We start from the raw sequence: 24,200 nt of genomic DNA on the forward strand, positions 1-24,200 counted from the left end.
CATCTCGCGCTCAGTCGAGACTGAGCGGACTCACGCGCCAGATATTGCGCGCATACTCGCCGATCGTTCGATCCGACGAGAACTGCCCCATCCCCGCGACGTTCTCGATCGCGCTTTCGGCCCACGCGTGCTTGTCGACGAAACGCGCATCCACTTCGTTCTGCGCCTTCGCGAACGCGTCGAAATCGGCGAGCACCATATAGTGATCGCCCCAGTCGACCAGCGTGTGAAAGATATCCGAGAAGCGCAGCGGATCGTCCGGCGAAAAGAAGCCCGTGCGAATCTGATCGAGCGCGGTGCGCAGTGCTTCGTTTTCCTCGTAAATCTGCCGCGGCCGATAGCCGCTTGCGCGCAAGTCGTCCACCTCGTCGGCGGAGTGACCGAAGATGAAGATGTTCTCGCGCCCCACCGCGTCGCAGATCTCGATGTTCGCGCCGTCCATCGTGCCGATCGTCAATGCGCCATTGAGCGCGAGCTTCATGTTGCCGGTGCCCGACGCCTCGGTGCCGGCCATCGAGATCTGCTCCGACAGATCGGCCGCCGGAATGATCAGCTCGGCCACGCTGACGCCGTAGTTCGGCACGAACACGACCTTCAGCCTGTCGCCGATCAGCGGATCATGATTGACCTTCTCGCTGACGTCGCCGATCAGCTTGATGATCGTCTTGGCCATCCGGTACGCGGACGCGGCTTTGCCCGCGAACAGCACGACGCGCGGCACCCAGTCGCGCTCCGGATTCGCGCGAATCTCGTTGTAGCGTACGATCACGTGCAGCAAGTTCAGCAACTGGCGCTTGTATTCGTGAATGCGCTTGACCTGCAGATCGAACAGCGCGTCCGGATCGAAGCGCAGCTTCGTGTGATGCGCGAGCCGGTGCACGAGCCGCAGCTTGCTCTGTCGTTTGGCCTCGCGGAACGCTTCGACGAACTCGTCGTCCTTGCGCAGATTACGCAGCTGCTCGAGCTCGAACAGATTGCTGCGCCAGTGTGTGCCGATGCGCGCGTCGATCAGCGACGACAGCGACGGACTCGCCTGCGCGAGCCAGCGGCGCGGCGTGATGCCGTTGGTCACGTTGGTGAAGCGGTCCGGATAGATGCGCGCGAAGTCGGCGAAGATGTCGCGCGTCATCAGTTGCGAATGCAGCTTCGACACGCCGTTCACCTTGTGACTCGCGACGATCGCCAGATACGCCATGCGCACGCGCCGCTGCCCATATTCGTCGACGAGCGAAATGCGGCGGATCATCTCGGCGTCGTGGCCCGAGTGCTCGCTGACGTGCTTCAGAAACTGCGCGTTGATTTCGAAGATGATCTCGAGATGCCGCGGCAGCAGGCGTGACAACATTTCGACATCCCATGTTTCGAGCGCCTCGGGCATCAGCGTGTGATTCGTGTACGAGAAGATCTGCGTCAAGTGTTTCCACGCCTTGTCCCACGGCACATGATGCTCGTCGACGAGCAGGCGCATCAGCTCGGGAATCGCGAGCACCGGGTGCGTGTCGTTCAGATGCACCGCGACCTTCTCCGAGAAGCGTCCGAACGTGCTGTGCGTGCGCTGATAGCGGCGGATCAGATCCTGCATCGTCGCCGACACGAAGAAGTACTCCTGGCGCAGCCGCAACTCGCGGCCGGCCGGCGTCGAATCGTCCGGATAGAGCAGCCGCGACACGTTCTCCGACATGTTCTTGGTGTCGACCGCGTTGCGGTAGTCGCCACGATTGAATGCGCCGAGGTCGAGTTCCTCGGTCGCGCGCGCGGACCATAGGCGCAGCGTGTTGGTCGCGTCGGTCGCGTAGCCGGGGATCACGGTGTCGTACGCGGTCGCGTTCACATGCTCGGTGTCGATCCATTCGGTCTTGTCGCCGCGCTGCACGGTGCGGCCGCCGAAGTGCACCATGTACTTGATTTCGGGTCGCGGAAATTCCCATGGGTTGCCGGCGCGCAGCCAATAGTCGGGCGCCTCGACCTGCTCGCCGTTGACGATTTCCTGACGAAACATGCCGTACTGGTAACGGATGCCGTAGCCGAAGCCCGGAATGCCGAGCGTCGCCATCGAGTCGAGAAAGCACGCCGCGAGCCGGCCGAGACCGCCGTTGCCGAGCGCTGCGTCGGGTTCGAGATCGATCAGCGCGTCCATGTCGACGCCGAGGCTCGCGAGCGCCTCCTTCATCTGATCGTGAATGCCGAGCGCGAGTAGCGCGTTGGTAAAGGTCCTGCCGATCAGAAACTCCATCGACAGGTAGTAGACCCGCTTCACGTCCTGCTCGTATTGCAGGCGGGTGGTCTTCATCCAGCGTGCGACGAGCCGGTCGCGCACGGCCAGCGCGGCCGCGTGCAGCCAGTCGTGCGGGTGAGCGGTGACAGCGTCCTTGCCGACGCCGTACATCATGCGATTCGAAATTGAGCGCCGTAGCGCGTCGACGGTACTGTTGAGCTGGTCGAATTCCAGATCGACGGCTGTCATCGAAGCCTCCGGGAAGTTCGACATGGCAGACGCGAACCGCACGGGAGACGGACGGGAGGCGCGTGCCTGTCGGAGCGGTTTAAAAAAACAGAGTAGGACATTTTAGGGATCGCGCATACTGGCGCGCGAACGGACGGTGAACGCATACGGCGTGCCCGGCGAACTCGCCCGCTGCCGCGCGACCGAGCCGCGGCGGGCGCCCGGACGCGGTGCAAAGCCGCGTGGCAGCGGCACTCGGGGTGGGCATCGGCGCGCGTGAGTCGGGTCACGAAAGCGGGTTGGGAAGGCATACGCCCGAAGCATCTGCGAGCCGCACATCGATTATTTTTCCGATGCGTGACGAGCGGATGAAGCCCCGAATAGCCTGATTTTGTGATCGAATCGGGCAGCCCGTTCTGCCGGGCGGTTTTGTCGTATGTGTGTTGGATTTGACGCGGGGCGCGCGCCGATTTGGAAATGGCGGGCGGGATTGGCGGTTAGTTGCGTTTCATTGAGATTAAAGCGCCTCATCTTCTAGCCGCCTCCCGGGCCCTGCCCGCCTCCCTGCACGATCGTGCCGTCTCTGCAACAATCGCGACGTTGCGCCGCACAAGCCGCCACGCCGATCCCCCGTGGACCGACAGCGCGCACCTCACCCACGACGAAACCGCCGCCCGAGCGCGTCGCCTCTCCGGAAGCGATCGACACCGGCATGCCCAACCCCGCGAGCCACGCCTTGTCCGATAAGCTCAGCCCCACCGTCGGCGTCCCCACGCCGACTCTCCCCGCCGACGGCCCGATGTCGGCCGCCAACCGCCGCGCGATGGCCGCGATCATGCTCGCCGTCGCGCTCGCCACGCTGGATACCGCGATCGCCAACACCGCGCTGCCCGCGATCGCCGGCGACCTGCACGCGGCGCCGGCCGCCTCGGTCTGGATCATCAACGCATATCAGCTCGCGATGGTCGCGACGCTGCTGCCGCTCGCCGCGCTCGGCGATATCGTCGGACATCGGCGCATCTATATCGGCGGCATCGCGCTGTTCACGCTGAGTTCGCTCGGCTGCGCGATGGCGCCGACGCTGCCGCTGCTCGCCGCCGCGCGCATCGTGCAGGGCTTGGGCGCCAGCGCGATCATGAGCGTCAACACCGCGCTGATCCGCTATCTGTACCCGCCGCATCGGCTCGGTCGCGGGCTTGGCACCAATGCGCTGATCGTCGGCGTGTCGTTCGCGGTCGGGCCGACGGTGGCGTCGCTGATTCTGTCGGTCGCGACCTGGCCGTGGCTGTTCGCGGTCAACGTGCCGCTCGGCGTACTCGCGCTGAGCTTCGCGATGCCGGCGCTGCCGCATACCGCGCAGAGCCGGCACCCGCTCGATCCGGTGGCGGCGCTGCTCAACGTGGTCACGTTCGCCGCGCTGATCTTCGCGCTCGGCGAGGCGGCGCAACGCGCGTCGCTGCAGATCGTGCTCAGCGCCGCGGCGCTCGCCGGCGTGTTCGGGCTGCTGCTGATCCGCCGCGAGGCGGGCCACCCCGCGCCGATGCTGCCTGTCGATCTGTTCAAGCGGCCGGTGTTCGCGCTGTCGGCGGTGACGGCCGTGTGCTCGTTCGCCGCGCAGGGCCTCGCGTTCGTGTCGCTGCCGTTCTATTTCGAGGACGTGCTGCTGCGCAGCCAGGTCGAAACCGGCTTCCTGATGACGCCGTGGCCCGTCGTGGTCGCGCTCGCCGCGCCGCTCGCGGGCGGCCTGTCGGACCGCTACCCGCCGGGGCTGCTCGGCGCGATCGGGCTCGCGGTGCTGTCGGCGGGGATGGCCTCGCTGGCGATGCTGCCCGCCCATCCGCACGTGCTCGACATCGGCATCCGTATGGCGATCTGCGGCGCGGGTTTCGGCTTTTTCCAGTCGCCGAACCTGAAGGCGCTGATGGCGAGCGCGCCGCCGGAGCGCAGCGGCGGCGCGAGCGGCATCGTGGCGACCGCGCGGCTGCTCGGACAGGCGACCGGCGCGGCGCTGGTCGCGCTGTGCTTCGGCATTGCCGGCCGCCAGCATGGGCCGACGCTCGCGCTCGGCCTCGGCGCGTTCTTCGCCGGCGCGGCGAGCCTGGCGAGCGGCTTGCGGCTGCTCGCGCCGTCGCATCGCGCGGGCGTGCAGGCGAAGGCGGCGGTCAAGTGAGATATGCGCCGGACGGCGCGTGAGGCGGGGATGAAGCCTGAATGAAGCGCGCCTCGAACGAGCGCGCACGAGTCGGGGCCAGTGCGGGAAGACGAGGCGGCAACCACGCGAGCCGCCTCGCTTGCGACCCATGCGGCGCGATCAACGTGCCGCGAAATACCCCTTCACCGCGGCAATGAACGTGTCGATATCGTCGCGCGACACATCCATGTGCGTGACGAAGCGCGACGCATACAGCATCTGCGTGAGGATGCCGCGCTCCTTGAGCCACGCCTCGAGCGGCGCGCAATGCTGCTGCGGAAACTGCGCGAACACCATGTTCGTCGCGACCGACTGCACCTTCACCTGCTCGATCGTCTCCAGCCCCGCCGCCAGATGCGCGGCATTTGCGTGGTCGTCGGCGAGCCGCTCGACGTTGTGATCGAGCGCGTACAGGCACGCCGCCGCGAGCACGCCAGCCTGGCGCATGCCGCCGCCGAGCACCTTGCGCCAGCGATGCGCGACGTCGATCAGCGCGCGGCTGCCGACCAGCACCGAGCCGACCGGCGCGCCCAGTCCCTTCGAAAAACAGATCGACACCGAATCGAACGGCTCGGCGAGCGCCGCGACCGGCTTGCCCGCCGCGACCGCCGCGTTGAACACGCGCGCGCCGTCGAGGTGGGTCGCGAGGCCGCGCTCGCGCGCGAGCCGCGTCGCATCGGCGACGTACTGCGCCGGCAGCACCTTGCCGCCGATCGTGTTTTCCAGCGCGAGCAACCGCGTGCGCGCGAAGTGATCGTCGATCGGCTTGATTGCGGCGGCGATCTTGTCGAGCGGGATCGAGCCGTCGGCGGCGTTTTCGAGCGGTTGGGGCTGGATGCTGCCGAGCACGGCCGCGCCACCGCCCTCGTATTTATAGGTGTGCGCGAGCTGGCCGACGATGTATTCGTCGCCGCGCGCGCAGTGCGCCATCAACGCGGCGAGGTTGCTTTGCGTGCCGCTCGGGAAGAACAGCCCCGCTTCCTTGCCGGTGCGCTCGGCCAGCGTGGCCTGCAGACGCAGGACGGTGGGGTCGTCGCCCCAGACGTCGTCGCCGACTTCGGCCGCCGACATCGCCGCGAGCATCGGCGGAGTCGGACGGGTAACGGTATCGCTGCGTAAATCGATCATTGTGTGTCCCTGTGCGTCCATGAATGACAGCCTACGGCAACCGGCCGCCCGTGCATTCCGGAAGGAACGCGCGCGCCGGCAAACGAGCCATACAGTGTATTCAATTCAGACGACGCTGAAAATCGGCGCATCCCCGAGAAGCGCGCCGATCCGGCTGCGATGAGCCAACAGTCGCGACGGGGACGCTCAGCCGCCAGGCTTCGGCAACCACTGGAGCGGATCGACCGGCTGGCCGTTCTCGCGCACTTCGAACTGGATCGACGCGACGCCGCGGCTATCGACACCGACCTCGCCGATCGTCTGCCCTTGCGCCACCGCATCGCCTTCCTTGACGAGTAGCTGGCTGTTCTGGCCGTACGCGGTGATCAGCGAATCGTTGTGCTTGATGATGATGAGCGGGCCGTAGGCTTCGATGCCGGTGCCCGCGTAAACCACGCGGCCGGTCGCCGCGGCCTTGACCGGATCGCCGGGTTGGCCGCCGATCACGATGCCGTTGGATTTGCCCGGCGCGAACGCGCGCAGGATCGGTCCGCGCAACGGCCATTGCAGCACGCCCTGCTGGGGCACGGCGGCAGGGGCCGGCGCACCGGGTACGGCGCCCGGCGGCACGTTCGCCGTCGCGCCCGGCGCGGCTGGCGCACCCGGCGCCACCGCGACCGGCGGCGTGACCACGCTGCCCGAGGCCATCGGCGGTGAAACGCGCAGCACCTGGCCGGGCGCGACCGCCGCGTTGACCGGCAAGCCGTTCCAGGTCGCGATTTCCTGCGGCCTTCGCCCATAGGCCGAAGCGATGCCGGACAGCGTATCGCCCGGATTGACGCGATAGTAGCCGGCGGGCACCGGGACGGTCGCGAGGCTGGTTGTGCTCGACGGCGCGTTACTGTAGAACGGCGTGCTTTCCCACGGCATCGTCGTGCAGCCGGCGATCGCCACGCCGAGCGCCGCCGCCATCAGCAGGCGGATCGCCGTCGGTTGCCATTGTCGTGTCATCTGATTTTCCTCGACGTGTGTCTCAATCCAATTCAATCGACGCCGTAGCAATTGCCGTGCCGTCACGCTTGCACACGGTCGCGGTTGTCCGCTGCCGCCTGGATATCGTGCGCGACCGCCACACGCGCGCCGTCAAACTGCCGTGTTCTTCAGACGCTGCCCTGCTTTTCGACGACGAGCACGCGTGCCGCGCCGAGCGGATGCGCGACATGCTCGGTGCCGACCGACGCATGGAACACGTCGCCGGTTTCGAGCACTGTCGTGCGTTCGACGCCGTCTTCGCGATAGCGCATTTCGACGCGGCCGTCGAGCACGGCGAATACCTCCTCGCCGTCGTTCACGTGCCACTTGTACGGCTGGTCGGTCCAATGCAGACGCGTGGTGACGCCGTTCATGTTCGCGATGTCGAGCGCGCCCCAGGCACGCGACGCGGTGAAGCTTCTGCTGCGGATGATCTTCATGGTCGATGAGCAATTGGCAAGCGCGCAAGGCCGGCGGGCGGCGCCGTGCGCCCACGGCGTCGGTGCTCGCGCGGCTGGCCCTATTATAGGTCGCGTGGCCCGCCCGTCTGGGCGAGCAAGCCGCCACGGCCGTTCCGTCCGATCATTGCAGGTGATCGACCATCGCCTATACTCAGTCAAGCCGCGCGGAGCAGCTCACGACAACGTTGGGATTCTGGGAGGAATCGAGGATGAACAAAGCCACCTTTCTGGCCGTGCAACTCAACGTCGACGATGTGGCGGCGTCTGCCGGCCTCGTCGAACTGCTGAACACGCATCTGATCTTCGCCGCCGACGTCGCCGAGGCCGCCGATGCGCTCGTGCAACTGGCGAGCATCGCGGGACTGTCGAGCGGGGTCGAGGCGAGCGTCGAGCTGCCTGCGGTGGCGCTCGAACGGCTGCGCGAGGCGCTCGACAACCTGAGCGACTACGACGAATCGTGGCTGCTCGCGCTGGAGCCGAGCCGCGCGCTGTTCGATGACATCGGCCGGCGGCAGCGAACGCTGCATTGACGGGAACCGTCGCAGCACGGCGCCGTAAACGACAAAACGCCATCCGATCGAACTGGATGGCGTTTTTTCTTGCCCGCCGCGTTCGCGCTATTCCACGAAGCGGCGTCTACAGCGCACTACAACTACCCACTACATCTGCGGACTTCTACTGCGATCAGTTGCCGAAGTACACCGAGTCACGGTTGGCCTTCGCCGGAATGACAGCGTGGCCAGCTTGCGACGTGCCGGCGGCCGGAGCGCCGTAGCCGCTGGTGTCTGCGGGGTTGGCCGCGATGGCCGTGCCGCGTTGCGCATCGACGCGTGCTTGCGCTGCCTGGATGTCGGCCGGGTAGTTCACGTCGCTGGCGCTCGGGTTGTAGCCGGCCTTTTCGAGTTGAATCAGTTCAGCGCGAACCTGAGCACGGGTCGCCGGCTGACTCGCTTGAGCGAACGACGCGACCGGAACAAAGAGGGCGGTGGCGATAGCAACAGCGGAAATCAGGGTCTTCATGATTAACCTCCAAAGGACTTGTTGTGTGGTGCGCTTCGGGTTTCTGCTTATCCCTCAGCGATCGAAAACAAGTTTAGAGGTGTCTCGATCTAGGGCAAACCCTTAAACCAGTGAAACTCTATTGCTGCCGTCGCAATAATCATTTGGGCATTCTTTGAGTCCGCGTTTAACCCGCAAGACATTTGGTAATAATGCGGCGTTTCCTTGCCGATCCAAACGGAGCAACGGCCCCGCGCGCCCTGTCACCATGGCGCGTCGGGCCGTTTTTTCAACCGCTCAGCTCCACTGCGCGTGGAAGCTGCCCGGCTTGTCGATGCGTTCGAACGTATGCGCGCCGAAGAAGTCGCGCTGCGCTTGCACGAGGTTCGCGGGCAGACGCTCCGAGCGGTAGGCGTCGAAATACGCGATCGCCGACGCGAAGGCCGGCACCGGCACACCCGCGTTGACCGCGGCCACCACGACTTCGCGCAGCCCCGCCTGGTAGTTCTTCGCGATGTCGCGGAAGTACGGGTCGAGCAGCAGGTTCGCGAGCGCCTTGTCCTTCGAATAGGCGTCGGTGATCTTCTGCAGGAAGCGCGCGCGGATGATGCAGCCCGCGCGGAAAATCTTCGCGATCGTCCCGTAGTCGAGATCCCAGTTGTACTCTTCCGACGCGGCGCGCAACTGCGCGAAGCCCTGCGCGTACGAGATCACCTTGCTGAAGTACAACGCGCGACGCACCGATTCGATGAACGCGTCCTTCGCGCCTTCGAGCGGCCTCGCCTGCGGACCTTCCAGCACCTTGCTCGCGGCCACGCGCTGCGTCTTCAGCGACGACAGCACGCGCGCGAACACCGCCTCGGTGATCAGCGGCAACGGCGCGCCGAGATCGAGCGCGTTCTGGCTGGTCCACTTGCCGGTGCCCTTCTGCGCGGCACGGTCGAGAATCACGTCGACGAGGTCCTTGCCGGTTTCGTCGTCCTTCTTGCCGAAGATCTTCGACGTGATTTCGATCAGATAGCTGTCGAGCTCGCCCTGGTTCCACTCGGTGTAGACCTTGCCGAGTTCCTCGTTCGACAATCCGACGACCTGCTTCAACACCGCGTAGCTTTCGGCGATCAGCTGCATGTCGCCGTACTCGATGCCGTTGTGCACCATCTTCACGAAGTGGCCCGCGCCGTCCGGTCCCATGTACGCGACGCAGGGCTCGCCGTCCGGCGCCTTCGCGGCGATCTCGGTGAGGATCGGCGCGACGAGGTCGTACGCGTCGCGCGGACCGCCCGGCATGATCGACGGGCCTTTCAGCGCGCCTTCCTCGCCGCCCGACACGCCGGTGCCGATGAAATGCAGACCCGCCTTCGCGAGTTCCTGGTTGCGGCGGATCGTGTCGGTGAAAGGCGTGTTGCCGCCGTCGATCAGGATGTCGCCTTTTTCGAGCAGCGGCTTGAGCGAGGCAATGGTCGCGTCGGTCGGCTCGCCGGCCTTGACCATCATCAGAATGCGGCGCGGCTTTTCGAGCGAGTCGACGAACTCTTCCAGCGTGAAAGCCGGCACCAGTTTGCGGTCCGGAAATTCGGCGATGAGTTCGTCGGTTTTCGCGCGGCTACGGTTGTAGACCGACACCGCGTGGCCGCGGCTCTCGATGTTGAGCGCCAGATTGCGGCCCATGACCGCCAGCCCCACCACGCCGATTGCCTGTTTGCCCATTTGAATTCTCCAGAGTCCAAAAAAATGTCGTGGCGCCGCGCCATGAGAACGGCGGCGCGGCGTCGAGGGTAAAAGGATAAAAGAAATGCGCGCTTGCCGCTTGGGAGGGGGCAAGCACGCCAGTTGCTCGTGCTCATGTCGTGCTCATGTCGTGCTCATGTTTGCGCGTGACGACAGGTATTGTGCGCGCGTCGGCGTTTGCGCGGCGGGTTCGGTTTGGGATCGGACCGAGGTTTGGCGCAAGGCGTGGACGAATGCCCGGCCCGTCGGTGCACCCGCTACCCTGCCCGCTTCGTGAACACCAGGCTGAAGTTGTTCGCGGGCATCGCGACCACCCGTTCGCAGGTGAGCCCCGCCGTGTCGCCGAGCGCGACGACCGCTTCCATATCGCGCACGCCCCATTCGGGATCGCGGCTCTTCAACCATTGATCGAACGCTGCGTTGCTCGGCGCCGTGTGCGCGCCGCCGCGCCGGTAAGGACCGTATAGATAGAGCACGCCGCCGTCGACGAGGCGCCGCCCCGCGCCGTCGAAAAGTGCCTGCGCCGCGCTCCACGGCGAGATGTGGATCATGTTGATGCAGACGACGGCGTCGAGCGCATCGACGCCCCAGTCCGGCTGATGCACGTCGAGCGCGAGCGGCTCGCGCACGTTCGCGAGCCCCGCGTGCGCGGTCCACGCCGCAATCGACTCGCGCGCCTCCTCATCGGCATCGCTCGGCTGCCAGTCGAGACCGGGCAGCGCGCCGGCGAAGCAGATCGCGTGCTCACCGGTGCCGCTCGCGATTTCGAGCACGCGGCCGCTCGCCGGCAGGGCCTCGCGCAGCACGGCGAGGATCGGTTCGCGATTGCGTTCGGCGGATGGCGAATGTTGCCGGGAGTCGGTCATGGTCGGCTCTGGGTGTTCCTCAGGTTTTGACGGTGATCCACGGGATCTACTCATTCTCAATCGCCAGCCAGCAGACCGGCGAGCGCGCTCAAGGTATCGCCGCACGGCGCGGCCACCTTCAGCGACAGCAGCGGATCGGCGCGCGTGCGGCCGAGGTTGATCGCCGCGATCGGCTTGCCCTGGCGCTGCGCCCACACGCAGAAGCGGTAGCCGGAATACACCATCAGCGACGAGCCGGCCACGAGCACGGCGTCGGCCGCATCGAGCGCATGCGACGCCGCTTCGACGCGCGCCTTCGGCACGTTCTCGCCGAAGAACACCACCGACGGCTTCAGCAACCCGCCGCAGTTCACGCATGCCGGCACGCGAAAACCGCCGAGATCGTGCCACTCGAGATGCGCGTCGCCATCGGCGGCGGCTTCGGCCGTGACGTCGAGCAGAGCGGGGTTGTCGGCTTCGAGCGTCTGCTGGATCGCCGCGCGCGAGTGCTGCATGCCGCAGTCGAGACAACTGACGCCGTCGATGCCGCCATGCAGCTCGATCACGTCGCGGCTGCCCGCGCGCTGATGCAAGCCGTCGACGTTCTGCGTGACCAGCGTCGGCACGTGACCGGCCGCTTCGAGCCGCGCGAGCGCGACATGCGCGGCATTCGGCTGCGCGCGCGCGACGAGCGGCCAGCCGACCATGCTGCGCGCCCAGTAGCGCTGACGCATCGCCGGCGTGCCAAGGAACTCCTGCAGCGTGATCGGCGGCGAGCGCTTCCATGCGCCGTTGTCGTCCCGGTAGCCGGGGATGCCGGAGTCAGTGCTGATGCCCGCGCCGGTCAGCACGAACAGGCGCGGATGACGCTGCACGAAGCGATGCAGATCGTCGAGCGTGTGCGGATCGGTGAGAGATTCGGTCGGCGTGAGCTGAAGGTCGGTCATAACGGAGACGGTGGACGATCGGGCGCGAATTCGTGCGCGAATCAGCGGCGAGGGCTCGGTTTGCCGCGCGTGGGTGTCGAGCGACGCGCGTCGGCTTGCGGTTTCGACTTCGCGCCCTGCGTGTCCGGTCGCCGCGCTGGCCGCGCCTTCTGCGCCTGCCGCTTGTGCCACGCAGCCAGCGCGAGCTCGTAGCGCTCCAGCGCTTCATCGTAGAGATCGAACACACACTGCGTGCAGCCGCTATGACAGCAGTCGTCGAGATCGGGCCGCACGGGCGGCTGCGGCGGCGGGTCGTCGCTGGGTGTGGCGCGGGGCACGGCGGCTTGCTTTGCGTGGAAAGACGGCGGAGCGCCCAGTATAAGTTGAACGCGCGCGCCCCGCTCCCCGCCCCGGCGTTGTGAGCCGGTGCTGCGCGCCGCTCAGCCGCGCCCGACGAACGGCATCTTGCTCGCCATGATCGTCATGAACTGCACGTTCGCCGACAGCGGCAGGCTCGCCATATGCAGCACCGCGTCGGCGACGTGCTGCACGTCCATCAGCGGCTCGACCGCGATCTCGCCGTTCGCTTGCGGCACGCCGCGCGCCATTCGCGCGGCCATCTCGGTCCCTGCGTTGCCGATGTCGATCTGACCGCACACGATGTCGTATTTGCGGCCGTCGAGCGACACCGCCTTCGTGAGTCCGGTAATCGCGTGCTTGGTCGCCGTGTACGCGGCGCTGTTCGGACGCGGCGCATGCGCGGAGATCGAGCCGTTGTTGATGATGCGGCCACCGCGCGGATTCTGCGTCTTCATCAGGCCGAACGCCGCGCGCGTGCACAGGAACACGCCGTTCAGATTGGTATCGACGATGGAACGCCATTCGTCGATGCTCACTTCGTCGAGATCGACGGGCGAGCCGTTGCGTCCCGCGTTGTTGAACAGCAGGTCGAGCCGGCCGAAGCGCGCGCGGATCGTGTCGAAAAGCGCGGCGACGCTGTCGGCGTCGGTCACGTCGCACGCAACCGCGAGCGCGTCGCCGCGCAGCGCCCGCGCTTCCTGCGCGACCGCGTCGAGCGCGGCCTGGCGGCGGCCGGCGAGCACCACGCTATAGCCGTGCTGCGCGAGCGTCAGTGCGCACGCGCGGCCGATGCCGCTGCCCGCGCCCGTCACCAGCACCACTTTCCCGTTTCCTGTTTCCGACATCACGCATCTCCTGTTGTGTTGGGTAGCGACGCGAGCTTGTTGCGGCGATCGGTCCGATCGCCATCGACACGCGCGACTCTTTTCGCCCCGCACCATACAACAGCGAATCGGCGATCGCAAACCGCGCGACGTCTTTCACGGCGCTTTCACCGGGGTACGTGGCCGCCGAACGCGGCTCGTCGACGAGCGCAACAGTGGTATCGTTCGCGGTTGCGCATCGCGCAAGACTCACGTCCTTCCCGGGACGGAGGAAGGCGTACTGGAAGCACCTTCGATGAATGAATGCCCGAATCCGCCGCGCCGCTGGCCGCGTAGCCGCAACTCCGCACTGCTGAACGGCACGATCGGCTGGCACGTGATCGTGCTGATCGGCGTGGCTGTCGCACCGGCCGCGTGGCCATGGTGGCTCGCCACGATCGTCGCGAACCACGCGCTGTTCACGATCGCCGGACTATTGCCGCGCACCACCCTGCTCGGGCCCAACTGGACCCGCCTGCCCGCGAACCCGCGCAACGCGGATGCAATCGCGCTGACCATCGACGACGGTCCCGATCCCGCCGTCACGCCGCAAGTGCTCGATCTGCTCGACGCGTTCGACGTGCGCGCGACGTTCTTCTGCATCGGCGCGAAGGTGGAGCGTTATCCGCAACTCGCGCGCGAGATCGTCGCGCGTGGGCATGGGCTCGAAAATCACTCGCAGGTGCACGTGCATACGTTTTCGGTCACGTTTCCGCGCGCGTTGACGCGCGAGATCGCCGCCGCGCAACGCACGCTCGAAACCGTCAGCGGCGCGCGGCCGATGTTTTTCCGCGCGCCCGCCGGCCTGCGCAACCTCTTCCTGGAGCCGGTGCTGCGCAAGCTCGACCTGCGTCTCGCGGCCTGGACACGGCGCGGCTACGATACGCGCGAGCGTGACCCTCACGTGGTTGCGCGGCGGCTGCTCGATGGTCTCGCCGCGCGCGACATCCTGTTGCTGCACGATGGCAACGCCGCGCTGACGATCGAAGGCCAGCCGCTGATTCTCGCGGTGCTGCCGAGCGTGATCGAAGCGGCGCGCGAGCGCCATCTGCGTTTCGTCACGCTGCGCGAAGCGCGCGCCGATGCGTGACGGTGCGCGCGAAGCGACACCACGCGCACGCAGCGCTACACACGGAAATCCGCCGCCATGTCCTCGTCGGTGCGCGCTTCGAGCTTGCCGTCGCGGCACGCTTTGATGAACACGTCGTAGTCGCGCTCGACCTGATCCGCGTAGGCGCTCGCGTAGCCGCTCAGCGCTTCGCCGAATTGGTCGCCGCGGCCGATGTACGCGCTGATCTCGATCGCCTCGCCGCTCGCCTTCGCATGCGCGCGCGCCATGATCCAGCCGCATAGCCGCGCATAGCCGTCGAGCAGATCGCTGTCGAACAGCTCGATATTCGCGGACAGCTTCATGTCGCGCAGTTGGCGGAAATAGAAATGCCGCCCGAGCGGCCCGGTCCCCCAGCCGAGGAAGACGTCGCTCGCGGCCTGCAGCAGCCGCTGTCCTTGCACGACGCGCTCGCCCTGATGCTTGACCGCCGGCGACCTGTAGAACTGCGCGATGACCGACGGCCGCGCCTCCTTCAATTGCAGGAACAACGGCTTGCCCATGTGATCGACGAGCAGCACGACCAGACAACGCGTGCCGACGCTGCCGACGCCGACCGCCTTGAACACGACGTCGTGCCTCGTGAACTGATCCAGCAGTTCGCGCCGATCGTGCGACATCGTCTTGCGGTACTCGTCCCATACTTGCTCGACCATCTTGTCGACGTTGCCGGTCCGGTAGGTTTCGGTTTCCTCGGCCGTCAACAACGTGTTCGCACCGTGCACGTGAAACAGCGCGGGCGGCGCATCGTGGATGGTCCAACGATTGCCGTCGAACGAGGCCATTTTTTCGAGCAGGCTTTCATGCGTGCGGCTCGCGGCCTTCTCCATGCCGCGCCGCACCGCGCGCCGACGCTCGGGCGTCAGTGCGATCTCGGCCATGCGGTCGAACGTGATGCGGTCGTACCACAGGTCGAGCGCGCCGAACTGCGCATATTGCGCGACACGATCGCGATACGAGCCGACCGCGGTCATCACCAGACTCTCGGCGGTGCCGCGGCTCAGGCGCATCTGGCGCGCGGCCACGACGAGGCTCGCGCACAGGCGTTTCAGGTCCCATTCGAACGGGCCGATCGAGACTTCGTCGAAGTCGCTCAGGTCGAAGACCAGTTGCCGCTCGGGCGTTGCGAAGCCGCCGAAATTCATCAGATGGCCGTCGCCGCAGATCGGCATGGTGAGGCCGGTGTCGTGCACCTTGCTCAGATCGTGCGCCTGCAGAATCGCGCTGCCTCGAAAGAACGAGAACGGCGAGGCAGCCATGCGCCCATAGCGCAGCGGCACCAGATTCTCGACGCGCTCCGCGCTGCTCTGTTTCAGCAGCTCGATCGGATCGCGGTGCAACTCGCCGACCGCCCGGTGACTCGAGCGTTTCGAATGCTCGCGCGCGGCGCGGCCGCGAGCTTCCCGTTCGGCAATGGTGCTGGCTTTCATGCTTTCTCTCCGTTTGGCGAGTCTTGAGCCGGCGCTGACAGAGACTGCTTGCCGCGCACGGCGTCGTTAACATCGAGGGCTGCAGCCGCGATCATAACGGGTCGAAACACACGATGAATCGCCGCCAGTGAGCGCGGCGCTTGCAGCCGTGGCGGCGAGCTTGCAACCCGCTTGACAGCCAGCCAGTACAGCCAGCCAGTAGCTCGCGTAGTACGCCGTAGTATTTTGCCAACGCCGGCGCGCGTGGGCGCGAAAGCCCATGCAGCCGCGCGCGCACCGCGCGTAGAATCGAGCGCATGCGCCCTACCCTCGCTCCGCAGCGCGAGCCCGAGCTGCCGCTGCATACGCCCAGTGTGTCGTCGCTGACGTTGGCGGCGGTCATTGCGCTGATCGCGTGGATGGCGATCCTCGCGCAAGCCGACCTCACGATCGATCGCTCGCTCGCGCGCGGGCTCACCGTGTTCGACGCGCTCGCGCGCATGAGCAGCTACCTGACCAATCTGACGGTGCTCGCCAGTGCGCTCTGCTTCACCTGCATCGTGCTGTGGAAGCATCGCTCGCCGCTCGTGCGCTTTTTCCGGCAGCCCACGGTCGTGACCGCGGTGGTCGCGTACATCGTGTTCGTCGGCCTCGCGTACAACCTGCTGTTGCGCGGACTGTGGCCGCTGTCGCCGTACCGGCGCCTGCTCAACGAGTCGCTGCACAGCGTGCTGCCGATGCTCGCCGCGCTCTACTGGGTGCTGTTCGTGCCGCGTTTTCATCTGCGGTTGCGCCACGCTCCGCTGTGGCTCGTCTATCCGCTCGCCTATCTCGGCATCACGTTCTGGCGCGGCAGCCTGTCGGATTTTTATCCGTATCCGTTCATCGACGTCGAAACGCTCGGGCTGCGCCAGGTGCTCGTCAATGCCGCGCTGCTGTTCGGCGGTTTTCTGATGCTGCTGGCCGTGTTCGTCGGCATCAATTTCGGGCGTCGACGATGATGTTCGAGCACGTCCCGTTTGGCCGGATGCATGGCGTCCCGTCGCCGGGCGCACTTCTTGCGCGCCTTTCGTCACTGACGCAGGCTCACGCCGCACTGGCACGGCTTGCGCGGCGCCCTTGTGCGAGCGCGTTGCAATTGCAGCGGGTCCGCACGTAAATATGACAACAGGAGCGATGCATATGGATACGAATTCAGCGGCAGGCGCGGTAAAGGAAGTCGCGGGCAAGGTGCAAAGCGCGGTCGGCGATGCCGTCGGCGACACCAGCGCGCAGGTGGCGGGCAAGGCGCGCGAATTGAGCGGCAAGGCGCAGCAGTTATGCGCGAATACGACGAGCCTCGTGCGCGATACGACGGCCGAAAACCCGTTCACGACGCTGGCCGTGGTTGCTCTCGCCGGGTTCGTGATGGGCGCGCTGTGGTCGCGCGGCGGTCGCGACTACGACTGAAGCAGGCACGGCGCCGGATCATAGGCGCCGATCAACAGGGCGCAGCAGTCGCGCCAAAGCGGGCGATCCGCCGCAAGCGGATCGCCCGCCGCTTCACTAGCCGCTCTTCTTCTTGCGGCCGGCGCCCATTTCCAGTTCGATCCACGTCGGCGCGTGGTCGCTGGCATGCGGTTCGCCGCGCACCCAACGGTCGACGCCCGCATCGCGCAGGCGCGGCGCGAGGTCGGCGCTCAGCAGCAGATGATCGATGCGCAGCCCCGAATTCGTATCCCAATGACGGCGGAAATAATCCCAGAACGTGTACACGCGTTCGTCGCCGAAATGCGTGCGCAGCGCATCGGTCCAGCCTTGCGCGAGCAGCCTGCGATAACGCTCGCGGCTCTCCGGCTGCAGCAGCGCGTCCTTTAGCCACGAGCGCGGGTTGTAGATGTCTTCGTCGGTCGGCACGACGTTGAAGTCCCCAGCGATCACGACCGGGTGGCCGCTCTGGTAGAGCTGCGCCGCATGCGCGATCAGATGATCGAACCACGCGAGCTTGTGTCGAACTTGGGGCCGGGCTGCGGATTGCCGTTCGGCAGGTACAAACACACGATCAGCACGCCGCCGACCGCGGCCTCGATGTAACGGCTATGCGTGTCGTCTTCGAAACCGGGCAGACCGCGCCGACGTTCGAGCGGTGCGTCGCCTTTGGCCAGAATCGCCACACCGTTCCATGCGCTCTGGCCTTGCCACACGGCGCCATAACCGGCGTCGCGCAATGCGTCGACTGGAAATGCGCTATCCACCGCCTTCAGTTCCTGCAGGCACACGACGTCCGGCGCCTCGCGCTCGAGCCAGTGCAATAGCGCCGCCTGCCGCGAGCGGATACCGTTGATGTTGAACGTCGCAATGCGCAGCTTCGCCATGATCATCCCTCCCTCGCCTATTGCTCCGCGACGTCGCGATACTCGGTCGCCCGCGAACACGCGGCAATCAGGGTGTTATCCCCGATCGGTTTTGCTCATAGCATCGACTCCATTTTGGCCCGGTTGGCCAGTTCCAAATTTATCACCCGCAAAGCGGACATTTTCCATCCAGTTCAAACCTGTCGACATCTGCGGTGAAGCTACCCGTAAGTCTGACGATCCCCGGATGTCCGCCGCCGCCGATCGATTTGCTGCGAGGCATCCTCGCAGCCTGCCGGGCGCGTTGAGCCCGGAGGTCGATTTCGCATTTTCCCCGTTGCAACGTGCAACTTTTGCCCGTGTTTGCGCGGCTCCAGCCGGGCTCCATCGCGGTCATTGCGCATATTGGCCTGCCTTTATTGCGCAGATCGGCTTTGCGCTTGCAGCGAGTTTTTAATACCGTGTTAGCTGCAACGGCATTCAAATTGCTGCGCAATAGTTTTGTTTCAACGCGATGCGTTGGACATCGACGCGTCGTCGGCCTGCATTGACCTTTCAGTGGAGTCAACAGATCGTCATGACCATGCCTGCAGAATGTCAGCATTGCGGGGACGCCCCCGCATCAGAGTCCACCGCCGAGCCCACCACCACGCCTTCCCAACTGTCACGACGTCGCTTCCTGCAATCGGCGGCGGCCGCCGCGACGATCGGTGCGGCGCCGCATCTGCGCGCGCAAACGCAAGCGCCGGCGCCCGCCTCACCCGCGCCGCCAAGCAACCCCGTGGTGCCGCCGCGCCCCGTCACGTTGACCGTCAACGGCCGCGCGTACACGCTGCAGCTCGAACCGCGCGTGACGCTCCTCGACGCGTTGCGCGAATACGCGGGTCTGATGGGCACGAAGAAAGGCTGCGACCGCGGTCAATGCGGCGCCTGCACGGTGCTCGTCGACGGCCGCCGCATCAACTCGTGTCTGACGCTCGCGGTCATGCACGAAGGCGAGAACATCACGACCGTCGAAGGACTCGCGAGCAACGGCGCGTTGAGTCCGGTGCAGGCCGCGTTCATCGAACACGATGCGTTCCAGTGCGGCTACTGTACGCCCGGGCAGTTGTGCTCGGCGACCGCCCTGCTCGGCGAATTCCGCAACGGCACGGCGAGCACCGTGACCGCCGACGTGCGCGCGCGTCCCGCCGCGCTCACCGACGACGAAATCCGCGAACGCATGAGCGGCAACATCTGCCGCTGCGGGGCGTACGTGAACATCGTCGCCGCGGTCCGCGCCGCGCACGACAACGCCTGACGGAGACCGACATGGATGCGATCTCCTACGAACGCGCCGGCGACGTCGCCAGCGCGGTGCGCGCCGCGCAACAGCCGGGCGCGGTATTCATCGGCGGCGGCACGAACCTGCTCGATCTGATGAAGGGCGGCGTCGCGCGGCCGGTGCGGCTCATCGATATCACGCACATCGGCGGCCTCGACTCGGTGACGACGCTGGCCGGCGGCGGCATCCGCATCGGCGCGCTGGTGCGCAACAGCGACGCGGCCAATCACGCGCTGGTGCGCGAGCAGTACCCGCTGCTGTCGCAAGCGCTGCTCGCGGGCGCGTCGGCGCAGTTGCGCAACATGGCGACGGTCGGCGGCAATCTGCTGCAACGCACCCGCTGCGGCTACTTCTACGACACCGCGTTCACGCAGTGCAACAAGCGCCTGCCCGGCAGCGGCTGCGCGGCGCTCGACGGCCATAACCGCGCGCATGCGATCCTCGGCGCGAGCCCGCAATGCATTGCGGTCAACCCGTCGGATATGAGCGTCGCGCTGGCCGCGCTCGATGCGCTGGTGCGCGTGAGCGGTCCCAAGGGCGAGCGCACGATCGCGTTCGCCGATTTCCATCGGCTGCCGGGCGAGCGGCCCGATGTCGATACCACCTTGCAGGCCGGTGAGCTGATCACCGCGGTCGATCTGCCGCCGCCGCTGTTCAGCGCGCATTCGCACTATCTGAAGGTGCGTGACCGCGCGAGCTACGCGTTCGCGCTCGTATCGGTCGCGGCCGCGTTGCAGATGGACGGCGAGCGTGTTCAGAGCGCGCGCATCGCGCTCGGCGGCGTCGCGCATAAACCATGGCGCGCGAACGTGGCCGAGCAGATGCTGAGCGGCCAGCCGCTCAGCCAGGCCACGCTGAAGAACGCCGCCGCGGCCGCGTTGAGCGGCGCGCAGCCGCGCCACGACAACGCCTTCAAGGTGCAGCTCGCGCAGCGCGCGATCGTGCGTGCGGTCAATCAGGCAGCCGGCAACGCCGGAGGTATCGCATGAATCTGATCGGACAACCGCTCGATCGCGTCGACGGACTGCTGAAGGTGACCGGCGACGCGCGTTATGCAGCCGAATTCCCCGGGGCGCGCCTCGCGCATGCGGTGCTCGTGACGAGCACGATCGCGGCCGGCACGATCGCGTCGATCGATGCGAGCCGCGCCGAGGCCGTGCCCGGCGTGCTGCTCGTGATGACCTACCAGAACGCGCCGCGCCTGCCGAATGGCGGCCGGCCCGCGCTCGCGCCGCCGGCCGGCCGGCATCTGTCGCTTCTGCAGGATAACGAAGTGCACTACAGCAACGAGCCGGTCGCGGTGGTCGTCGCCGATACGCTCGAACATGCGGCCGATGCCGCTCGCCAGCTGCGCATCGCCTATCAGCCGGGCGCCGCGGCGCTCGACTTCGAGCAGGCGAAGGCGCACGCGCATGCGCCGGACAAGCCGCAGGGCCGCCAGACCGACACGCAGCGCGGCAGCTTCGAAGACGGCATGCAAAGCGGCGACGTGCATATCGAAGCGACCTATACGACGCCGATCGAGCACCACAACCCGATGGAGCCCCACGCAACGATGGCGCAATGGGACGGCCCGCAGTTGACGGTCTACGACTCGACGCAGGGCGTGAGCGGCGCCGCGCAGGTGCTCGCGAAGACGTTCGCCATCCCTGTGTCCGACGTGCGCGTGATCTCGCCGCTGATCGGCGGCGGCTTCGGCTGCAAGGGCTCGTCGTGGTCGCACGTGTCGCTGTGCGCGATGGCCGCGCGGCAAACCGGGCGGCCCGTGCGGCTCGCGCTCGACCGCCCGCAGATGTTCGGCCCGGTCGGCGCGCGGCCGCGCACCGAGCAGCACTTCGTGATCGCCGCGCGGCATGACGGCACGCTGAGCGCGATGCGTCACGACAGCATCTCGAACACGTCGATGATCGAAGACTGGACCGAGACCTGCTGCATGGTCACGCGCATGCTGTACGCGGTGCCCAACCAGATAACGACGCACCGGCTCGTGCAACTCAATGTCGGCACGCCGACCTTCATGCGCGCACCCGGAGAAACCACCGGCTCGTTCGCGCTCGAATCGGCGATGGACGAACTCGCCGTCGCGCTGAAGATGGACCCGCTCGCGCTGCGCCTGAAGAACTACGCGGACAGCGATCCGCAGGAGCACAAGCCGTGGTCGGGCAAGTCGCTGCGCGAGTGCTATCAGGTCGGCGCCGAGAAGTTCGGCTGGTCGCGCCGCCCGCACGCGCCCCGTTCGAGACGCGACGGCAACACGCTGATCGGCATGGGCATGGCGACCGCGACCTATCCGGCCAACCGCAGCGAGGCGTCGGCGCTTGCGCAGATTCTGCCGGACGGCACCGCGGTGGTCGCATCGGGCACGCAGGACATCGGCACCGGCACCTATACGGTGATGACCCAGGTCGCCGCCGATGCGCTCGGCTTCGCGCCCGAGCAGATCCACTTCGCGCTCGGCGATTCGTCGCTGCCGCGCGCGCCGGGCTCGGGCGGTTCGCAGTCGGCGGCGAGCGTATCGCCTGCGGTGCGCGACGCGGCGAGCCAGGCGCGCAGCCAGCTGATCGCGCTGGCGCTTGCCGATGCGGCGTCGCCCGTGCATGGCCTGCCGCTCGATGACGTCACCGTCGCAAGCGGCTGGGTCGTGAGCCGCTCGCAACCGGGCAAGCGCGATCCGGCCGCGGCGATCATCGCGCGCGCGGGCGGCAAGCCGATCGAGGCGAGCGCGACCGTGAAGCCCGGCGACGAGAAGCAGAAGTACTCGTTCCACTCGTTCGGCGCGGTGTTCGTCGAGGTCCACGTCGATGCCGAGCTCGGCACGATCCGCGTGCCGCGCGTGGTCGCGGTGTACGACGTCGGCCGCGTGCTGAACCAGAAGACCGCGCGCAGCCAGATGATGGGCGGCATCGTATGGGGCATCGGCGCGGCGCTGCAGGAGGAAAGCACGCTCGATGCGCGCTTCGGACGCTTCACGAACGCGAACCTCGCCGAGTATCACGTGCCGGCGAATGCCGATATCGGCACGCTCGACATCACCTTCATCGACCGGCCCGATCCTTATATCAACTCGCTCGGCGTGCGCGGTATCGGCGAGATCGGCATCACGGCCGTGGTGGCCGCGATCGCGAACGCGGTGTACAACGCGACCGGGGTGCGGGTGCGCGATCTGCCGATCACGCTGGACAAGGTGGTGCGGACCTGAACCGGCGGCAGTGCCGGAATTGGAGTGAAAGCGAAAGCGGCGGGCGGCTTCCATCGGGCGTGCCTTGCCGCTTGCTTCGCGCCCCGTTGCATCGCACAATCGGGGGCATTCCTGTCTACCGGTATCCGCCGATGGCCTACGCCTCGCTCGCCACTGGTGTGTTGCTCGCCGCCGGTCTCGGCTCGCGCTTCGATCCGCACGGGCTGCACAACAAACTGCTCGCACGTATGCCCGACGGCAAGCCGGTTGCGCATGAAGCCGCGCATCGGCTGCTGCGGGTCGTGACGCGGGTGCTCGCTGTCGTGCGGCCGGGCTCCGACGCGCTCGCCCGCGCGCTGAACGATGCCGGCTGTGATGTCGTGTTTGCGGCGAGCGCCGAGCGCGGCATGGGCGCGAGCCTCGCCGCCGGTATCGAAGCGAGCGACGACGCCGAGGGCTGGATCGTCGCGCTCGCCGATATGCCGCGCATTGCGGTTCCGACGATCGAAGCGGTAGCCCGCGCGCTCGACAACGGCGCGCCGCTCGTCGCGCCGTTCTACGACGGCCAGCGCGGCCATCCGGTCGGCTTCGGCAACGAGCATCGCGACGCGCTACTCGCGCTGGACGGCGACACCGGCGCGAAAGCACTGCTCAGGTCACACGCGCTGACGCGCATCGACGTCGACGATCCCGGCATTCTGCGCGACGTGGACACGCCGGACGATTTGCGCACGCTCTAGCCGCCAACATCAGCCTCGCCGAGACTGGCTGCCCGCAGCCGGTCGACATCGAGAATCTTGCCGGACAAGGAAAGGAACACTGATACGGCATGAAGCCCCTGGATTTGACGCGTTTCGATCTCAACCTGCTCGTTGTACTTGAGGCACTTTGGACCGAAAGGCACGTCGGCCGCGCCGCCGAACGACTGCATTTGTCCCAGTCCGCCACCAGCCACGCCTTATCGAGGCTGCGTACTGCCTTTGCTGATCAGCTGTTCATTCGTCACCCCCGCGGGATCGAGCCGACGCCGCTGGCCATCGAATTAATGCCGCGAGTGGCGGCGGTGCTCGAGTCGGTCAGGCTCGTCGCCAGTCCACGTGGCCCGTTCGATCCAGCTCGCGTGCAAGCGATGCTCTCGGTGGCAGCCACTGATCACGCCATATTGACCGTCATCGCCCCCGTTCTGGCCGGGGTCCAGGCCGCTGCGCCGGGTGTCGTGCTGAGGCTCAGGCCGGCCGATAGCGAATCCGCGCTGCGCATGTTGGACGCCGGCGATCTCGACATCGTGCTAGGGTCCGGCTCCTTTGCCCAGATCCCGCAGCGTTTCGATTGCCAGCTTGTCCACACGGAGCGTTTCGTCGGCATTGCGCGCAAGGGGCACCCGGCTCTGGTCAAGCGAGGCAAGAAGCTGCACATGGAACTGGATGACTTCGCTCGGCTGCCGCACATTCTGGTCTCGCCGCGCGGCGATACGCGAGGCGCTGTCGACGATGCGCTGGAGGCCGTCGGTCGTACCCGCAAGGTGAGCGCGACTTGCCCCAGCTTTCTGGCTGCTCCTTTCATGGTCGGCGCTTCGCAATCGATTGCGGTTATCGCCGAGCGGGTCGCACTCCGGATGCAGGATCCCGCGCAACTGAGTCTTTTCGAGCTCCCCCTGGCGTTACCGAGCTGGGAGGTGCTTGTGATTCGAGCCCGAGGGCGCGCCAACGAACCCGCCGTTCAGTGGATTACCAACATGATGATCGCCCACTGAACATCGGCAGGGGCTTGCCGCGGTTGCAGCGACATGGAGGCCATGAATCTCGTGCATCGACATGCTGTGTAAATGCCATTGGATCGAATACCTCGGGCCACATAGAGTTCGGTTGTCGATTATTCAACCGCTCGGAGTAC

Annotated in this window: 21 protein-coding genes and 2 pseudogenes; 11 read left to right on the forward strand and 12 right to left on the reverse strand. The window is 66.6% G+C overall.

Annotated features, from left to right (window positions below):
* Positions 1–10: 10 nt before the first annotated feature.
* A complete protein-coding gene (locus HDG32_RS28750) occupies positions 11–2,464 on the reverse strand; it encodes a glycogen/starch/alpha-glucan phosphorylase (protein WP_184072500.1) in 2,454 nt (817 codons plus the stop codon).
* A gap of 778 nt (positions 2,465–3,242) precedes the next feature.
* Here HDG32_RS28750 and HDG32_RS28755 point away from each other — a divergent pair.
* Positions 3,243–4,613 carry an MFS transporter gene (locus HDG32_RS28755; RefSeq protein WP_184072591.1) on the forward strand — a complete coding sequence of 457 codons (1,371 nt, stop codon included), beginning with the start codon at positions 3,243–3,245 and terminating at the stop codon, positions 4,611–4,613.
* Positions 4,614–4,754: 141 nt separating this feature from the next.
* On the opposite strand, the gene ltaE is transcribed toward HDG32_RS28755, so the two are convergent.
* From ltaE to HDG32_RS28770, 3 genes are all read right to left on the reverse strand, one after another.
* Positions 4,755–5,762 carry a low-specificity L-threonine aldolase gene (gene ltaE / locus HDG32_RS28760; protein WP_090809383.1) on the reverse strand — a complete coding sequence of 336 codons (1,008 nt, stop codon included), beginning with the start codon at positions 5,760–5,762 and terminating at the stop codon, positions 4,755–4,757.
* A 186-nt stretch (positions 5,763–5,948) separates the two neighbouring features.
* The gene (locus HDG32_RS28765; RefSeq protein ID WP_184072502.1) at positions 5,949–6,752 is read right to left on the reverse strand and encodes a peptidoglycan DD-metalloendopeptidase family protein; all 804 of its coding nucleotides are present in this window, start codon (positions 6,750–6,752) and stop codon (positions 5,949–5,951) included.
* Between the two features lie 149 nt (positions 6,753–6,901).
* Complete coding sequence (locus HDG32_RS28770; RefSeq protein ID WP_184037116.1) at positions 6,902–7,213, reverse strand: cupin domain-containing protein; 312 nt, start codon at positions 7,211–7,213, stop codon at positions 6,902–6,904.
* A gap of 230 nt (positions 7,214–7,443) precedes the next feature.
* On the opposite strand from HDG32_RS28770, the gene HDG32_RS28775 reads away from it, so the two are divergent.
* Complete coding sequence (locus HDG32_RS28775) at positions 7,444–7,764, forward strand: hypothetical protein (RefSeq protein ID WP_184037119.1); 321 nt, start codon at positions 7,444–7,446, stop codon at positions 7,762–7,764.
* 154 nt (positions 7,765–7,918) lie between these two features.
* On the opposite strand, the gene HDG32_RS28780 is transcribed toward HDG32_RS28775, so the two are convergent.
* From HDG32_RS28780 to HDG32_RS28805, 6 genes are all read right to left on the reverse strand, one after another.
* Positions 7,919–8,254: a DUF4148 domain-containing protein gene (locus HDG32_RS28780; protein WP_184072504.1), complete on the reverse strand. Its 336-nt coding sequence runs from the start codon at positions 8,252–8,254 to the stop codon at positions 7,919–7,921.
* A gap of 276 nt (positions 8,255–8,530) precedes the next feature.
* Positions 8,531–9,940: an NADP-dependent phosphogluconate dehydrogenase gene (gndA, locus tag HDG32_RS28785; RefSeq protein WP_184072506.1), complete on the reverse strand. Its 1,410-nt coding sequence runs from the start codon at positions 9,938–9,940 to the stop codon at positions 8,531–8,533.
* A gap of 278 nt (positions 9,941–10,218) precedes the next feature.
* Entirely contained in the window at positions 10,219–10,827 is a 609-nt protein-coding gene (locus HDG32_RS28790) for a DUF938 domain-containing protein (RefSeq protein ID WP_184072508.1), read from the reverse strand.
* A gap of 56 nt (positions 10,828–10,883) precedes the next feature.
* The gene (locus tag HDG32_RS28795) at positions 10,884–11,753 is read right to left on the reverse strand and encodes an NAD-dependent protein deacetylase (protein ID WP_184072509.1); all 870 of its coding nucleotides are present in this window, start codon (positions 11,751–11,753) and stop codon (positions 10,884–10,886) included.
* Positions 11,754–11,794: 41 nt separating this feature from the next.
* Complete coding sequence (locus tag HDG32_RS28800; protein WP_090809369.1) at positions 11,795–12,070, reverse strand: oxidoreductase-like domain-containing protein; 276 nt, start codon at positions 12,068–12,070, stop codon at positions 11,795–11,797.
* Between the two features lie 102 nt (positions 12,071–12,172).
* Positions 12,173–12,937 (reverse strand): SDR family oxidoreductase, encoded by a 765-nt coding sequence (locus HDG32_RS28805; protein WP_184072511.1) that lies wholly within the window; start codon positions 12,935–12,937, stop codon positions 12,173–12,175.
* Positions 12,938–13,211: 274 nt separating this feature from the next.
* Between HDG32_RS28805 and HDG32_RS28810 the strand changes: the two genes are divergently transcribed.
* Entirely contained in the window at positions 13,212–14,045 is an 834-nt protein-coding gene (locus tag HDG32_RS28810; protein WP_184072513.1) for a polysaccharide deacetylase family protein, read from the forward strand.
* Between the two features lie 35 nt (positions 14,046–14,080).
* Here HDG32_RS28810 and HDG32_RS28815 read toward each other — a convergent pair whose 3' ends face one another.
* Positions 14,081–15,493, reverse strand: coding sequence for a DUF2252 domain-containing protein (locus HDG32_RS28815; protein ID WP_184072515.1), 1,413 nt, complete (start codon positions 15,491–15,493; stop codon positions 14,081–14,083).
* A 296-nt stretch (positions 15,494–15,789) separates the two neighbouring features.
* Here HDG32_RS28815 and HDG32_RS28820 point away from each other — a divergent pair, with 296 nt between their 5' ends.
* The gene (locus HDG32_RS28820) at positions 15,790–16,473 is read left to right on the forward strand and encodes a Pr6Pr family membrane protein (protein ID WP_184072517.1); all 684 of its coding nucleotides are present in this window, start codon (positions 15,790–15,792) and stop codon (positions 16,471–16,473) included.
* 181 nt (positions 16,474–16,654) lie between these two features.
* Positions 16,655–16,921, forward strand: coding sequence for a CsbD family protein (locus HDG32_RS28825; RefSeq protein ID WP_013091250.1), 267 nt, complete (start codon positions 16,655–16,657; stop codon positions 16,919–16,921).
* Between the two features lie 96 nt (positions 16,922–17,017).
* On the opposite strand, the pseudogene xth reads toward HDG32_RS28825, so the two are convergent.
* Positions 17,018–17,826 (reverse strand): annotated as a pseudogene (gene xth / locus HDG32_RS28830) (exodeoxyribonuclease III).
* A gap of 200 nt (positions 17,827–18,026) precedes the next feature.
* Between xth and HDG32_RS36770 the strand changes: the two are divergent.
* The 6 genes and pseudogenes from HDG32_RS36770 to HDG32_RS28855 all read left to right on the forward strand — a co-directional run.
* Positions 18,027–18,113, forward strand: a pseudogene (locus tag HDG32_RS36770) (formate hydrogenlyase); the annotation flags it as partial.
* A 269-nt stretch (positions 18,114–18,382) separates the two neighbouring features.
* Positions 18,383–19,105, forward strand: a complete 723-nt coding sequence (locus HDG32_RS28835; RefSeq protein ID WP_184072519.1) for a (2Fe-2S)-binding protein — start codon at positions 18,383–18,385, stop codon at positions 19,103–19,105.
* Between the two features lie 11 nt (positions 19,106–19,116).
* Positions 19,117–20,118, forward strand: a complete 1,002-nt coding sequence (locus HDG32_RS28840; protein ID WP_184072521.1) for a xanthine dehydrogenase family protein subunit M — start codon at positions 19,117–19,119, stop codon at positions 20,116–20,118.
* Complete coding sequence (locus tag HDG32_RS28845; protein WP_184072523.1) at positions 20,115–22,328, forward strand: xanthine dehydrogenase family protein molybdopterin-binding subunit; 2,214 nt, start codon at positions 20,115–20,117, stop codon at positions 22,326–22,328. Before HDG32_RS28840 ends, HDG32_RS28845 begins: the two co-directional genes overlap by 4 nt.
* A 131-nt stretch (positions 22,329–22,459) precedes the next feature.
* Positions 22,460–23,047 (forward strand): NTP transferase domain-containing protein, encoded by a 588-nt coding sequence (locus HDG32_RS28850; RefSeq protein ID WP_184072525.1) that lies wholly within the window; start codon positions 22,460–22,462, stop codon positions 23,045–23,047.
* A gap of 89 nt (positions 23,048–23,136) precedes the next feature.
* Entirely contained in the window at positions 23,137–24,060 is a 924-nt protein-coding gene (locus tag HDG32_RS28855) for a LysR family transcriptional regulator (protein ID WP_184072527.1), read from the forward strand.
* Positions 24,061–24,200 lie beyond the last annotated feature (140 nt).

Origin of the sequence: Paraburkholderia sp. CI2 (genome assembly GCF_014201055.1) — a bacterium.
GTDB lineage: Bacteria > Pseudomonadota > Gammaproteobacteria > Burkholderiales > Burkholderiaceae > Paraburkholderia > Paraburkholderia tuberum.